At 62.6% G+C, this 14,150-nt stretch carries 15 protein-coding genes; 7 read left to right on the forward strand and 8 right to left on the reverse strand.

What is annotated here, in order from left to right; translation table 11 throughout:
* Positions 1 to 232 precede the first annotated feature (232 nt).
* The gene (locus ACODR6_RS21750) at positions 233 to 985 is read left to right on the forward strand and encodes a pyridoxine 5'-phosphate synthase (RefSeq protein WP_489024410.1); all 753 of its coding nucleotides are present in this window, start codon (positions 233 to 235) and stop codon (positions 983 to 985) included.
* Positions 986 to 1,047: 62 nt separating this feature from the next.
* On the opposite strand, the gene ACODR6_RS21755 is transcribed toward ACODR6_RS21750, so the two are convergent.
* A complete protein-coding gene (locus ACODR6_RS21755; protein WP_489024412.1) occupies positions 1,048 to 1,932 on the reverse strand; it encodes an SDR family oxidoreductase in 885 nt (294 codons plus the stop codon).
* A 110-nt stretch (positions 1,933 to 2,042) separates the two neighbouring features.
* On the opposite strand from ACODR6_RS21755, the gene ACODR6_RS21760 reads away from it, so the two are divergent.
* On the forward strand, positions 2,043 to 2,462 hold the full coding sequence (locus ACODR6_RS21760) for a winged helix-turn-helix transcriptional regulator (RefSeq protein ID WP_112715317.1): 420 nt from the start codon (positions 2,043 to 2,045) through the stop codon (positions 2,460 to 2,462).
* Between the two features lie 8 nt (positions 2,463 to 2,470).
* Here the strand turns inward: ACODR6_RS21760 and ACODR6_RS21765 are convergent, their stop codons facing one another.
* The 4 genes from ACODR6_RS21765 to ACODR6_RS21780 form a co-directional block, all read right to left on the reverse strand.
* Positions 2,471 to 3,679, reverse strand: coding sequence for an MFS transporter (locus ACODR6_RS21765; protein ID WP_489024414.1), 1,209 nt, complete (start codon positions 3,677 to 3,679; stop codon positions 2,471 to 2,473).
* A gap of 76 nt (positions 3,680 to 3,755) precedes the next feature.
* Positions 3,756 to 4,373, reverse strand: a complete 618-nt coding sequence (locus ACODR6_RS21770) for a TetR/AcrR family transcriptional regulator (protein ID WP_489024416.1) — start codon at positions 4,371 to 4,373, stop codon at positions 3,756 to 3,758.
* Positions 4,374 to 4,457: 84 nt separating this feature from the next.
* Positions 4,458 to 5,375, reverse strand: a complete 918-nt coding sequence (locus tag ACODR6_RS21775; protein WP_489024418.1) for a bifunctional helix-turn-helix transcriptional regulator/GNAT family N-acetyltransferase — start codon at positions 5,373 to 5,375, stop codon at positions 4,458 to 4,460.
* Positions 5,376 to 5,435: 60 nt separating this feature from the next.
* Entirely contained in the window at positions 5,436 to 6,149 is a 714-nt protein-coding gene (locus ACODR6_RS21780) for an aspartate/glutamate racemase family protein (protein ID WP_489024420.1), read from the reverse strand.
* Positions 6,150 to 6,305: 156 nt separating this feature from the next.
* Here ACODR6_RS21780 and ACODR6_RS21785 point away from each other — a divergent pair, with 156 nt between their 5' ends.
* Positions 6,306 to 6,770: an Lrp/AsnC family transcriptional regulator gene (locus ACODR6_RS21785; RefSeq protein ID WP_489024422.1), complete on the forward strand. Its 465-nt coding sequence runs from the start codon at positions 6,306 to 6,308 to the stop codon at positions 6,768 to 6,770.
* Positions 6,771 to 6,859: 89 nt separating this feature from the next.
* Entirely contained in the window at positions 6,860 to 8,125 is a 1,266-nt protein-coding gene (locus ACODR6_RS21790; RefSeq protein WP_489024424.1) for an NAD(P)/FAD-dependent oxidoreductase, read from the forward strand.
* A 75-nt stretch (positions 8,126 to 8,200) separates the two neighbouring features.
* Here ACODR6_RS21790 and ACODR6_RS21795 read toward each other — a convergent pair whose 3' ends face one another.
* Complete coding sequence (locus ACODR6_RS21795; protein WP_112715305.1) at positions 8,201 to 9,247, reverse strand: NAD(P)-dependent alcohol dehydrogenase; 1,047 nt, start codon at positions 9,245 to 9,247, stop codon at positions 8,201 to 8,203.
* A 189-nt stretch (positions 9,248 to 9,436) separates the two neighbouring features.
* Here ACODR6_RS21795 and ACODR6_RS21800 point away from each other — a divergent pair, with 189 nt between their 5' ends.
* The 3 genes from ACODR6_RS21800 (at position 9,437) to ilvC (ending at position 12,177) form a co-directional block, all read left to right on the forward strand.
* The gene (locus ACODR6_RS21800) at positions 9,437 to 10,345 is read left to right on the forward strand and encodes an AraC family transcriptional regulator (protein ID WP_489024426.1); all 909 of its coding nucleotides are present in this window, start codon (positions 9,437 to 9,439) and stop codon (positions 10,343 to 10,345) included.
* A gap of 111 nt (positions 10,346 to 10,456) precedes the next feature.
* Positions 10,457 to 11,107, forward strand: a complete 651-nt coding sequence (locus tag ACODR6_RS21805; protein ID WP_112715303.1) for a TetR/AcrR family transcriptional regulator — start codon at positions 10,457 to 10,459, stop codon at positions 11,105 to 11,107.
* A 50-nt stretch (positions 11,108 to 11,157) separates the two neighbouring features.
* On the forward strand, positions 11,158 to 12,177 hold the full coding sequence (gene ilvC / locus ACODR6_RS21810; protein ID WP_112387060.1) for a ketol-acid reductoisomerase: 1,020 nt from the start codon (positions 11,158 to 11,160) through the stop codon (positions 12,175 to 12,177).
* Positions 12,178 to 12,231: 54 nt separating this feature from the next.
* Here ilvC and ACODR6_RS21815 read toward each other — a convergent pair whose 3' ends face one another.
* Both ACODR6_RS21815 and ACODR6_RS21820 read right to left on the reverse strand, forming a co-directional pair.
* Positions 12,232 to 12,819: a class I SAM-dependent methyltransferase gene (locus tag ACODR6_RS21815; protein WP_489024429.1), complete on the reverse strand. Its 588-nt coding sequence runs from the start codon at positions 12,817 to 12,819 to the stop codon at positions 12,232 to 12,234.
* 82 nt (positions 12,820 to 12,901) lie between these two features.
* Complete coding sequence (locus ACODR6_RS21820) at positions 12,902 to 14,002, reverse strand: branched-chain amino acid aminotransferase (protein ID WP_489024431.1); 1,101 nt, start codon at positions 14,000 to 14,002, stop codon at positions 12,902 to 12,904.
* Between the last annotated feature and the right edge of the window lie 148 nt (positions 14,003 to 14,150).

Below are 14,150 nucleotides of genomic sequence, written 5' to 3' on the forward strand. Positions count from 1 at the left end.
ATAGCAATGAGGGCCGGAATGCCCGGAATGCCGAGAAAAGATAGCCGGATGCCGTTTGCGGGAGCGAAAAGATTTCTTCCAGCTGAACGGGAAATACTCAAAGCGGTACGGATGACATCACGCTGCGTGAAGCATCACAGATTTGCATGCGGCCATCTGCGAATCTCGTTGGCCTTGAGGGCGCCATTGGCATAAAAGCGGAGCACGCCCCGACACCGAATGGATCATCGCCATGCCGACAACGCTTTCCGTGAACCTCAACGCCATCGCCATGCTGCGCAATCGCCGCGACCTGCCGTGGCCGAGCGTCGAAGCGCTGGGTCGTATTGCGCTGAAGGCGGGAGCGAGCGGGCTGACCGTGCATCCGCGCCCGGACCAGCGGCATATCCGCTTTTCCGACCTGCCGGTGATCCGCAACCTGATCGACGACGAGTTTCCGGAAGCCGAGTTCAATATCGAGGGCTATCCGACCGAAGATTTCCTCGAGCTCTGCCGCAGCGCTGCCCCGGAACAGGTGACGCTGGTTCCCGATGATCCCAGCCAGGCGACATCCGACCATGGCTGGAATTTCCGCAAGGACGAAGCCCTGCTCACGGACGTCATTGCCAAGCTGAAGAAAATGGGTACGCGCGTTTCGCTGTTTGCCGATGGCGACGGCGATGTCGAGGCGGTGAAGATCGCCAAGGCGGTCGGCGCCGATCGCATCGAGCTTTACACCGGCCCATACGGCGGCTGCTACGATGCGCCGGAGAGGGTCGGGCCGATCCTCGAAGGGCTTGGAAAGACGGCGGATGCGGCGCTGGCGATCGGTCTCGGCGTCAATGCCGGCCACGATCTGACGGTCGCCAATCTGCCGCCGCTTGTGAAGCGCATTCCGAAGCTCGCCGAAGTCTCGATCGGCCACGGCTTGACGGCGGATGCGCTGGAATACGGCATGGCGGAAACCGTCCGCCGCTTCTGCCGCGCCTGCGGCCAGAAGGTCTGATGCGAAAAGCCCGCCGCGGTGGTGCGCAGCGGGCTCTCCTGCAGCACTCTTTTCCCCTGCAATCAGGCGGTGAGCGCTGCCTTGCGGTCTTCGATGAACTTGCGGAGCGTCTGAGGCTCCTTGCCGGTCAGCGTCGTGAAGTCGCCGCTGAGGCTGTCGAAATTGCCGGCGCGGATATTGGCGTCGGCCGATACCAGCATGTCGACGACGAAGGACGGCAGGCCGGCGCCGGTCAGGCCGCCGGAAAGCTGCTCGTCGGTGACATCGATCACTTCGAGCGGGCGGCCGGTGATGGCGGTGACGGCAGAGGCGACATCGGCGATCGAATAGGACGTCGATCCCGTCAGCGTGTAGGTCTTGTTCTCGGGCTTGCCGACGAGGGCGGCGGCGATGGCGAGGGCGCAGTCTTCACGGGTGATGTAAGGCACCTTGCCGCCTTTGGTCGCCGTGTACCACTTGCCGCCTTCGAGATTATGCGGCAGCGACATCATGAAATTGTCGAAGTACCAGGCGTCACGCAGGATAGTGTAAGGCAGGCCGCTTGCCTTGATGGCGTTCTCGGTGCCGAGATGGTCCGGCGCGAAGGTGACCAGCGATTTGTCCGGCGAGGGCATCGAGGTGTAGGCGATATGCTTGACGCCGGCCTTTGCTGCGGCGTTAACGGCAGCGGTGTGCTGCTTCAGGCGCTGGCCGGGAACGGCGAGCGCATCGGTGCTGATGATGAGAACGGTACCGGCGCCCTCGAAGGCGGAGACGAGACCGGCGGCATCGTCGAAATCGGCCTTGCGGGTGGCGACGCCCTTGGTGGCGAGATCAGCGAGCTTCGACGGATCGCGGGTTGCGGCGATGATCCTGCCGGCCGGAACCTTGTAGGTTTCGAGCAGGTGGTGGACAACGCGCTGGCCGAGCTGGCCGGCCGCGCCGGTGACGAGAATGGTATCGCTCATGGTCTTCCTCTTGGTGGTCTCAAAAAGAGAGTAGCTCTAAAATAGGAATTGACCGCGTTCTGTAAAGAAGGCAGTTTTGGCGCCATACGTTACCAAAAGGGAACCACCCCATGAGCGGCGCGGTCGTCAACCTGAAGAGCAAAGCGGCATCCGGCATTCGCCGCGAGATCGATTTCGGCGAGCTGAATTTCGATAACTGTCCAGTCCGGGACATGATGCAGCAGATCGGCGGGAAGTGGTCGACGCTGATGATCGAGGCGTTGTCGGCGCGGCCTTATCGCTTCGGCGAGCTGCGGCGGAAGATCCCGGATATCTCGCAGCGCATGCTGACGCAGACGCTGCGCGACCTGCAGCGGGACGGCTATATCGAGCGCGAGGTTTTCCCGACCAAGCCGCCGAGCGTCGAATATCGCATCACCGATCTCGGGCGTTCGCTCTATGCGACGATGGCGCCGCTGTTGAACTGGGCGGAAGCGAACCATGATGCGGTTCGCGCCGCCCGTCTCCGCTTCGATGCCGCGGAAGGCTGAGACACGGCTTACTTGCCGCGTCCCTCGGTGAGAAAGAGCAGGAAGGCGAAAGCCGGGAAGCAGAAGCCGATCCAGGCCGTCATCGTCCAGCCGCCCGTTGCATAGGCCCAGCCGCCGAGGGCCGAGCCGATGGCACCCCCTGCAAAGAAGGTTGCCATGAACAGGCCGTTGAGGCGGCTGCGGTGCTCGGCGCTGATCGCATAGATCGCACGCTGGCTGCAGACGAGATTGGTGGTGACACCGAAATCGAGCAGGATTGCCGAAGCTGTTAGCAGGCCGATCGCCAGTGTCGAACCATCCGTTGCGAAATGGCTGACCAGGAACGAGCCCATGCCGAGCAGCATGGCCAGCGTCGAGGCGGCCTTGGTCATGCCGCGATCGGCGAGGCGGCCGGCAATCGGCGAGGCGATCGCACCGGCGGCACCGGCGAGCGCAAAGACGGCGATGCCATTCTGCGTGAAGCCGAAGGCGGGGCTGGCAAGCAGCAGCGGCGTCGTCGTCCAGAACAGGCTGAAGGCGCCGAACATGCCGGCCTGGTAGAGGGCGCGGCGCTGCAGGACCCGCGAGGTGAGCGCAAGGTGGGCCATCGAGGCGAGCAGGGCGCCGTAGCTGAGCTTCGTATGCGGCTTGCGGACCGGCAGGGTGGCGCGCAGCAGCAGGACCAGCAGCACCATGATGACGGCGGTGACGTAATAGACCATGTGCCAGGACGAGGCCTCGGCGACGAAGCTAGCGAAGGGCCGGGCCAGCATGATGCCGCAGAGCAGACCGCTCATGACATTGCCGACGACGCGGCCACGGCTTTCATCCGGCGCCATATGGGCGGCAAAGGGCACGACGACCTGAACGGCGACCGAGGAAAGCCCGATACAGAGCGAGGCGAGCAGGAAGAGCGACGGCGTGGAGGCGAATGAGGCGCCGACGAGGGCGACGGCGGAGGCGGCGATCAGCACCAGGACGAGGCGGCGGTTTTCCAGGAGGTCGCCCAGCGGCACGAGCAGCAGAAGGCCGAGACCGTAGCCGATCTGGGTGAGCGTGACGATCAGGCCGGTGGCGGCCGGGGTGAAGCCGAGATCGGCGCTGATCGGGCCGGCCAGCGGCTGGCCGTAATAGAGGTTGGCGGCGACGAGGCCGCAGGTGGCTGCGAACAGAAATGTCATCAGCGACGAGATTGCCGGGGAGGCGGCCGTCTCGTCCGTTGCCGAGGAAATGCTCATAAGAACTCCAATATGCGGATCTGGGGGAGGATCGGTATAAAAGTCGGTTCAGGCCACCCGTTTCAGGCAGGTGGCGTCAGGTCAGTAATTTCATCGCGGTTTCGGCCACCGCATTCATTTCGGCCGCCGTGCTGCCGGTCTTGCCGACGATGCGCATGCCGTTCATCACGCAGAGCAGGCTGATGGCCGCTGCGGCCGGATTGACGGACGGCGAGATGGAGCCGTCGGCCTGTCCGATGATGATGAGATCAAGGATGAATTCCTCGTTCGACGTGTAGGCATCCTCGATGCGCTTGGCAGCTTCGGCGTCGAAGGTCGAGATTTCATTGGCGCTGCCGACGACGAGGCAGCCGCGGCGGCCGGATTCGCCATGCGAGGAGACGGCGTAGAGGCCGAGCAGGGCTCTGAGCTTGTCGCGCCCGGTTTCGGCGCCCACCATGCTTTCACTGATCTTGCCACGGCGGATGGCCCGGTAGCGGTCGAAGGCGGCGAGAAAGACGCCGCGCTTGTCCTTGAAGGCTTTGTAGACGCTGCCGGATGTCAGCCCCATGGCCTCGGTCAGCTCGCTGATCGAGGTGGCGTGGTAGCCGCGTTCGGAAAACACCAGAAGCGCCTTGTCGAGGGCGGCATCCATATCGAATTCGCGCGGGCGGCCGCGGCTGCGGCTTACATCTTCGGGGGCGAGCGTCGTCATGGCTCACTCAATTAGGAAATGATCGTTTCCAAATCAAGAGAAATTTTTGCGACGCACAAGCGTCAGAGGACCAATCGATTGGCCTTAGAGGTCGAGGACCCAGGTCTGGCCGTTCTCCTCCGGGCCGAACATGCGGTGTCTCTCCTCGGAGACAAGCCTGAATCCGGCCTTCACATAGATGGCGCGAGCCGGGTGGAGGACGTCGTTGGTCCAGAGCGAGATCTGGCGGTAACCCCTTGCTTTGGCGAAGCGGATGCATTCGTTGACCAGCGTCTTTCCAAGTCCGAGGCCGCGGGCGGCCTTGTCGACATAGAGCAGCCGCAGCTTGGCGATGCCATCGCCGCCATTGGTGATCAGGATCGAGCCGATGTTGATGCCGTTGCGCTCGGCGATCCAGCAATATTCCATGGCCGGATCGAAATGCGCCAGGAACTTGCCGGCGACTTCGGCGACGAGGCCTTCGAAGCGCATGTCCCAGCCGTATTCCTCGGTATAGGCCTTGGCCTGGCTCTGGACGATCCAGCCGATATCGCCGGGGCGGTGAGCGCGGATGATCGGGGCGGGAGACTTGGCCTTGGGGTCGAGCAGCGAGCGGATCGTCTGCATGGCGCTAACGACGCTCTGCGGCTCGCCATCTGCCAGTGTCACGAAACGCTCGGCGAGCTGAGCGTTGGAGCGGCGGCCGAACTCTTCGAACTGCTTTTGTCCCTTGTCGGTGACGTGGATGATCTGGCTACGCCGGTCGCTTTCGTCGGCTTTGGTCTCGATCAGGTCTTCTGCACGGAAGCGCTTGAGGATGCGGCTGAGATAGGCGGGGTCGAGCTGCAGATCAGAGGCGAGCGTGGTGGCGCTGATGCCCTTGTGCGAGCCGATCTCGAACAGAACCCGCGCATCGGTCAGCGTGAAGGGCGTATCGAGATAGGCCTTGTTCAGGACGCCGAGGAAGTTGGTGTAGAAGCGGTTGAAGTCGCGGGCGGCTTCGATGAGCACGGAATCAGTCATGGACAAAATCTCCTGTCGAAGATTTTGTCTATTATTTATTTGACTGAGTCAACTAAATGCTCAGGCGGCTTTCTGCTTGCGCTCGTCGCCGATGGAAAAGCCAACGGCGGCCTGGGCGTGGATCGCCGTGGTATCGAAGCCGGGCAGGGGCAGATTGTCGGGATCGAGGATCAGGCAGATCTCAGTGCAGCCGAGAATGATGCTGTCGGCGCCCTTGGCCTTCTCGCGCTCGATGATCTGCATCAGCTTCTGGCGCGAGCTGTCCAGCACCTTGCCGGCGCAGAGCTCGTTGAAGATGATGTCGTGAACGACGGTCCGGTCTTCGGCTTCGGGAACGACGATATCGACGCCGAGGTTCTTCATGCGATCGGCATAGAAGCCATGCTCCATCGTGTAGCGCGTGGCGAGCAGCAGCGGGCGCTTGCGGCCCGCCGCCTTCAGCGAGGCTGCCGTTTCGTCGATGATGTGGATCAGCGGCACGGAGATGCGGGCTGCGACCTTCTCGGCAATCAGATGCATGGTGTTGGTGCAGATGAGGATGCACTCGGCGCCGGCGATCTGAAGCTTGAGGGCCACGTCGCCGAGGCGGCGGGCGGCGCCATCCCAGTCACCGGCCTTCTGCATGGCGACGATGTCTTCGAAGTTGACGGAATGCATCAGCAGTTCGGCCGAGGACAGGCCGCCGCAGCGCTCGCGCACCATCTCGTTGATCATCCGGTAATAGACTGCCGAGCTCTCGAAGCTCATGCCGCCGATCAGGCCGATTGTGCGCATTTCCGTTCTCCCATGTCATGTATTCGATGTGCAAATCATGCCGCACACCGCGCGCCGAATGTTTGCATTGTTTCACCGGTAATGCGACATGGCGCTTCCATTTTGCGATAAAATGAATGATCGTGCAAAAATTGAGCGCATTATGGAGGTCACGCAATGCTTGATGATCGCGACCGCAGGATTCTCGACCTGCTGCAGGCGGATGCCGGGATATCCGTGAGCGAGCTCGCCGAGCGGGTCTCGCTTTCGGTGTCGGCCTGTTCGCGGCGCATCCAGCGGCTGGAGGAGAGCGGCTATATTGCGCGGCGGATCGTCGTGCTCGACCGGGAGAAGATGGGGGTTCCGACCACCGTCTTCGCGCTGATCAAGACCGCGCATCATTCCGACGAATGGATCGAGAGCTTTCGCAAGGCGATCAGCAGCGTGCCGGAGATCGTCGAGGCGCACCGTCTGACGGGCAATCACGATTATATCCTGAAGATCGTCCTGCCGCGGGTCGAGCATTACGATGTCATCTACAAGCAGATCGTCCGCAAGATCGAGCTCTTCGATGTCTCCGCCTCGATCTCGATGGAAATCCTGAAGAGTGGCACGACGATCCCTGTCGGATATGCCGGATAGCTGCAGGGGAGCTATTCGCAAACGTTCATTGAAACTGCCCTGGAAGTGACGACATTAGCGTCGGCTGAATGACGCTAAAGGGGGTTGTCATGAGCGAACATCGCGTCGTCGTTGTCGGCGGCGGTTTCGGCGGGCTGCAGCTCGTCAATGATCTCAAGGGTGCCGGCGCGGCGATCACGCTCGTCGACCGGCGCAACCATCATCTTTTCCAGCCTCTGCTCTATCAGGTCGCCACGACCATCCTGTCGACCTCCGAGATCGCTTGGCCGATCCGTCATCTCTACGGCAATCGTCCCGATGTGACGACGCTGCTCGGCGAAGTCACCGGCGTCGACAGTGCGGCCAAGACCGTCAGCTTACGCAACGGAATGACCTTGCCCTACGATACGCTGGTGCTGGCGACCGGGGCGACGCATGCCTATTTCGGTCGCGACGAATGGGAGCCGGTGGCGCCCGGCCTGAAGACGCTCGAGGATGCGACGACGATCCGCCGGCGCCTGCTGCTGGCCTTCGAGCGCGCCGAGACCGAGACCGATCCCGCCATCCGCGAGGCGCTGCTGACCTTTACGATCGTCGGTGCCGGACCGACAGGCGTCGAGCTTGCCGGCATCATCGCCGAGCTGGCGCACAAGGCGCTGCCGGGCGAATTCCGCAATATCGATACGCGCAAGACCCGCGTCGTGCTCATCGAGGCTGGGCCGCGCGTCTTGCCCGCCTTTGCCGAGGAGCTCTCGGCCTATGCGCAGCGCGAGCTCGAGAAGCTCGGCGTCGAGGTGCATCTGCGTGAGCCGGTGACCAATTGCAGCGCCGACGGCGTGTCGATTGGGGAGAAGTTCATCGCCAGCCGGACGATTGTCTGGGCCGCGGGCGTTGAGGCCTCTGCCGCTGCCAGGTGGCTGGGCGTTGCCGCCGATAGGGCAGGACGCGCCGTGGTCGAGAAGGATTTGACGGCACCGGGGCTGCCTGATGTCTTCGTCATCGGCGATACCGCGCAGGTGATCCAGGCGGATGGAAAACCGGTTCCCGGCATTGCGCCGGCGGCCAAGCAGCAGGGTTCCTATGTGGCGAAGGTCATTCGCGCCAGGATCGCCGGGAGGCAGGCGCCCGCAGCCTTCCGCTATCGGCATCAGGGCAGCCTTGCGACGATCGGCCAGAGTGCGGCGATCATGGATTTCGGCAGGATCAAGCTGAAGGGCTGGCTCGCCTGGTGGGTCTGGGGCATCGCCCACATCTATTTCCTGATCGGAACCCGCTCACGCTTCGCCGTCGCCTGGAGCTGGCTGTGGATTTATCTGAGCGGCCAGCACAGCGCGCGGCTGATCACGCAGAAGGAGACGATGCGGGAGGAGAATTAGGGGCAGATGGGTGACGCCCGAGAAGATCCGGGTATGACGAAAAAGGGGCGCCGGTTGGCGCCCCTTCTTGTTTCATCAGGCCGCCAGCGAGGCGATGTCGATGACGAAGCGGTAGCGGACGTCGCTCTTGAGGACGCGTTCGTAGGCTTCGTTGACCTGCTGGATGTTGATCTTCTCGATCTCGGAGACGATGTTGTGCTCGCCGCAGAAATCCAGCATTTCCTGGGTCTCCTTGATCGAACCGATCATCGAACCGGAGATGCTCTTGCGGCCGGGGATCAGCGAGAAGGCGTGAACCGGGATCGGGTTCTCGGGAGCGCCGACGACGACCATCGAGCCGTTGACCTTGAGCAGGCCGAGATAGGCGTTCCAGTCGATTTCGGCGCTGACCGTGCAGATGATCAGGTCGAAGGTGCCGGCGAGCTTGGTGAAGGTCTCGGCATCGTTCGTCGCGTAGTATTCCTTGGCGCCGAGCTTCAGGCCGTCTTCCTTCTTCGACAGCGACTGCGAGAGGACGGTGATGTCAGCGCCCATGGCGGCGCCGATCTTCACGCCCATATGGCCGAGGCCACCCATGCCGACGATCGCGACCTTCTTGCCGGGGCCGGCATTCCAGTGCTTGAGCGGCGAGTAGAGGGTGATGCCGGCGCAGAGCAGCGGCGCGGAAGCGTCGAGCGGCAGGTTTTCCGGGATCGACAGGACATAGCCTTCCTTGACGACGATCGAGTCGGAATAGCCGCCTTGGGTCGCCGTCTTGCCGTCGGCTTCGACGCTGTTGTAGGTGCCGACGAGGCCGGGCATATACTGCTCGTTGTCGACATCGCGGCTGGCGCAGCCGACGCAGCTGTCGACGAAGCAGCCGACGCCGACGTGGTCGCCAACCTTGAACTTGGTGACGTTGGCGCCGACGGCGGTGACGATGCCGGCGATCTCGTGGCCGGGAACGATCGGGTAGACGGCGTTCTTCCACTCGTTGCGGACGGTATGGATGTCCGAATGGCAGATGCCTGCATATTTGATGTCGATGACGACGTCGTCGGCATTCGGTTCACGGCGTTCAAAGGTGAACGGCGTCAACGGCTTGGATGCGTCGGTAGCGGCATAGCCTCTTGCGATTGGCATGGGGTAGTTCCTTCTTTTCAGGAGGGTGGAAGGGATGGCGGACTATGCCCCGGCTCTCGTCACAAGCGGTATAGCGATCCTGCAAGCTTCTTGTACGATCCTGCAAATCTCCTTGCGCCGAAACGCCATCCGCTCCATGATCTGGCCAAGCGCCTGTGGCGTAACATCAAGAAAACAAATGGTAATGTTATGACGTTACATATTGGCCCCTTCGATGAAATGACATCGATCATTGCCCGTTACGCCAGGAAAGACGGGGATTCCGAGACGGCGATCGAGAACCTGCATGTCTTCAAGGGCAGCTGTCCGACGCGGCTGCAGCACATGGCCTACAAGCCGGGATTCTCGCTGGTGCTGCAGGGAAGCAAGCGGCTGATGGTCGGCTCCGACGTGCATGTCTATGGCGCCGGGCAATATGTGCTGACCTCGCTCGATCTTCCCGTTGCCTCGCATGTGACGCAGGCGACGGCCGATATTCCCTATCTCTGCTTCACGCTGTTCATCGACAGCGAAAAGCTCACCGATCTCCTGTCGAAGACCAGGATCCAGCGCGTGCCGCCATCGCCTGACGATGCCCGCGGTCTGGTGGTCAAGACGGCGCCGCCGGAGCTGCTCGATGCCTCGGCCCGGCTGCTGCGTTTGCTCGATAATCCGCAGGACATTCCGGCGATGGCGCCGCTGATCGAGCAGGAGATATCCTATCGGCTGCTCAGCGGCCCCGATGGTCCGCGGCTGCTCGACATGACGCTTGCCGAAAGCCAGAGCCACAAGGTTGCCCGGGCAGTCGCTTGGCTGCGCACAAATTTCGTCCAGCCGCTGCGCATCGAGGACCTAGCCGACCACGTCAGCATGAGCGCGTCCTCGCTGCATCATCACTTCAAGGCGGTCACGGCGATGACGCCGATGCAATATCAGAAGCAGTTGCGCCTGCATGAGGCGCGCCGGCTGTTGCTGACCGAGCATGTCGATGTCGCGACGGCGGGATACCGCGTCGGCTATCAGAGCCCGTCGCAATTCAGCCGCGAATATAGCCGTCTCTACGGTCTGCCGCCGCTGAAGGACATCGAGGCGATGCGCGGGCAGATGGCCGCCGAGTAGCGCTTTTCTTTTGATGCGCCGCAGCAACGAATTTCGCTTGACGGCGAAAAGCGCCTCGTTCATAACACGCCGCGAACCGTACCGTACGGTACGTATTGGGGAGTGCTTATCGTGTCTGCCGAAACCTTGGAGCCCAGCGAATTTTCGCCGCGTCAGAACGCCGTTCTGGAGCAGGCGTTGCAGCTTCTCGTCGATGGCGGAGAAAAAGCGCTGACGACCTCGGGTGTGGCGCGTGCCGCCAACTGCTCGAAGGAAAGCCTCTACAAGTGGTTTGGTGATCGCGACGGCCTGCTGTCGGCGATGATCGCCTATCAGGCCAGCAAGGTGCGCACCTTCGAGCGCAACGGCGAGCGCCTGACCTCGGCCAGCCTGCACGACCACGTCGTCATCTTTGCCCGCGATCTCCTGGAAGTTCTCGCCGGCGACGTGTCGCTGGCGCTGAACCGCCTGGCGATCGGCCAGTCCCATCGCGACGGCTCCAAGCTCGGCAAGCTGCTGCTCGAACGCGGCCGCCGCCAGATCGACCGCCGCGCCATGGCGCTGATCGATGCCGGCAAGCGGGCAGGGCTATTACGCTTTCATGATGCCGACGAGGCATATCACACGCTTTATGGCCTTGTTGTCTCCGACCTGCATGTGCGCATGCTGCTCGGCGAACCGGGCCTCAAGGATACGGGCCGTCAGGCGGAGAAGGCGGTCACCGCTTTCCTGCGCCTTTACGGCACGGAGAAGGTTCTTGCGGAGATGCCGGCACTCGCCTGATCTCCGCGTCTATCAAACGATGCGACAAGCAAAAGGGAAGGAACTCTACAATGCGCGTCTATTACGATCGTGATGCCGATCTCAACCTGATCAAGTCCAAGAAGGTCGCCATCATCGGCTACGGTTCGCAGGGCCGCGCCCACGCGCTGAACCTGAAGGACAGCGGTGCACAGAACGTCGTCATCGGCCTCAAGGCCGGTTCGCCGACGATCAAGAAGGCCGAAGCCGACGGCTTCAAGGTCATGACCGTTGCCGAAGCTGCCGGCTGGGCCGACCTGATGATGATGGCCACCCCGGACGAACTGCAGGCCGACATCTACAAGGCCGACATCGCCGCCAACATCCGTGACGGCGCTGCGATCGCTTTCGCACACGGCCTCAACATCCACTTCGGCCTCATCGAGCCGAAGGCCTCGGTCGACATCGTCATGATCGCGCCGAAGGGCCCGGGCCACACGGTTCGCGGCGAATACCAGAAGGGCGGCGGCGTTCCCTGCCTCGTTGCCGTTCACCAGAACGCTTCGGGCAACGCTCTTGAACTCGCTCTCTCCTACGCCTGCGGTGTCGGCGGCGGCCGTTCGGGCATCATCGAAACCAACTTCCGCGAAGAGTGCGAAACCGACCTATTCGGCGAACAGGTCGTTCTCTGCGGCGGTCTCGTCGAGCTGATCCGCGCTGGTTTCGAAACCCTGACCGAAGCCGGCTACGCTCCGGAGATGGCCTATTTCGAGTGCCTGCACGAAGTGAAGCTGATTGTCGACCTGATCTATGAAGGCGGTATCGCCAACATGAACTACTCGATCTCGAACACGGCGGAGTGGGGCGAATACGTCACCGGCCCGCGCATCATCACCGCTGAAACCAAGGCTGAAATGAAGCGCGTCCTGCACGACATCCAGACCGGCAAGTTCACGTCCGACTGGATGCAGGAATACCGTGCCGGCGGCTCGCGCTTCAAGGGCATCCGCCGCATGAACGACAGCCACCAGATCGAAGAAGTTGGCGCCAAGCTCCGCGGCATGATGCCGTGGATCGGCAAGAACAAGCTGGTCGACAAGTCGGTCAACTAATCGCTGTTGCGACTGATATTGCGAGAGGCCGGAGCGTAAGCTCCGGCCTTTTTGCTATTTGCGGGCGGTGAGGAAGAGCCAGCGGGTCGGCTTGCCGTCGTAGCCGCCGCCGTCGGCCTCCGATAGCGCAATGTTGCGCCAGCCGCCTGACGTCAGGCACTGCGAGAGCCAATCGGGCGAGAGGTAGTTGTAATAGCGGCCGAAGCCGTCATGTCCCTCGGCTTCGCCGGCCTTGAAGCTGGCATGCAGGGGAGCGCCCGGTTTCAGCGCGCTGTGGATGCGGGAGAAAACGTCGAAAAGTTCCCCGCGGGGAACATGCAGCAGGCTGGCTTCGGCCCAGACGCCGTCGAATTTGCCGGTTGCCTGCAGGTCCTGAAAGCGCATGACGGTCACTGGCCGGCCGATCAGTTTTTCCGCCTGCCTGGCGAGCTCTGCCGATCCATCCGTCGGCGTCACGTCGAAACCCTTTCCCAGCATATAGGCGCTGTCCTGCCCGCCGCCGCAGCCGAGTTCGAGGATTTTTGCGCCCGCCGGGAGTGCGGCGAGGAAGGCGTCGAGGCGTCTTGTTGGCAGACGGCGCTCGCGGGAAGCGTAGGTTTCGGCATTGCCGTCGTAGAAGGCTGAGGTTTCGTCGTTGGACATGCTGGGGACCTCTCCAATAGCAAGAAACCGGGCGAGAGGCCCGGTTTCGAAGGTGGTTTCGTCCGTTGCGGCTAACGCGAGGTCAGGCCGGAATGAGGCGGGTCCAGCCGCGCTCGTCGTTGGTGGTGCCCTTCTGCAGGCCGACGAGCTGCTGGCGCAGGTCGGTGGTCAGCTTGCCGGTCTGGCCGTCGCCGACCAGGAACTCGCCGCCGGCGTGGCGCACGAGGCCGATACCGGCGAGCACGGCGGCCGTGCCGCAGGCGAAGGCTTCCACGAGCTTGCCGCTCTTGGCATCAGCCTGCCATTCGTCGAAGGAATAGGGACGCTGTTCGACGCGCAGGCCCTTTTCCTCGGCAAGCACGATGACCGAAGCGCGGGTGATGCCCGGCAGGATCGTGCCACCGAGCGGCGGGGTGACGACCGTACCGTCGTTCATCACGAAGAAGACGTTCATGCCGCCGAGTTCTTCGACCCAGCGGTGTTCGGCTGCATCGAGGAAGACGACCTGGTCGCATTCCTTCTTTGCGGCTTCGGCCTGGGCCACGAGGCTGGCCGCATAGTTGCCGCCGCACTTCGCTGCACCGGTTCCGCCGGCGGCCGCGCGGGTGTATTCCGTCTCGACCCAGAGCGACACGGCCTTGGCGCCGCCCTTGAAGTAAGCGCCGACGGGCGAGGCGATGATGCAGAAGATATATTCCTGCGCCGGACGAACGCCGAGGAAAGCTTCGTTGGCGAACATGAACGGGCGGAGGTAGAGGCTGGCATCGCCCGAAGGGATCCAGTTCTTGTCGACGCGGACGAGCTCTTCGACGGCCTTCAGGAAAAGATCTTCCGGCACGGCGGGCATTGCCATGCGGGCAGCCGACTGGGCGAAGCGGCGGGCGTTTTCTTCCGGACGGAAGAGAAGGACGCGGCCGTCATCAGCCTTGTAGGCCTTCATGCCCTCAAAGATTTCCTGGGCGTAGTGCAGCACGGCGCTGGCGGGGTCGAGTTCCAGCGGGCGGCGAGCCGTGACCTTAGCCTCGTGCCAGCCCTTGTCGGCTGTCCACTTTGCCAGGACCATGTGATCGGTGAAGACCTTGCCGAATCCGGGTGTTTCGATCGCCTTGATGCGGTCGGCATCGGAGACCGGAGATTTGTGGAATTCGATTGTGATTTCAGGAGAGGGCGACGTCGCGGTCATTGCTGGCACCTTGGTAGTCCATTGAATAATGCGCGGCACACTACTGCTGCCGCACCTGTTTTGGAAAGGTCTGTTTCAGCGAGTTTCGGCATTTCGTCAGCGAATGATGGCCGGATGCGGCGAATGTTCAGGCCAATTCGGCCCGGTT

The organism is Rhizobium sp. FG96, from assembly GCF_057808655.1.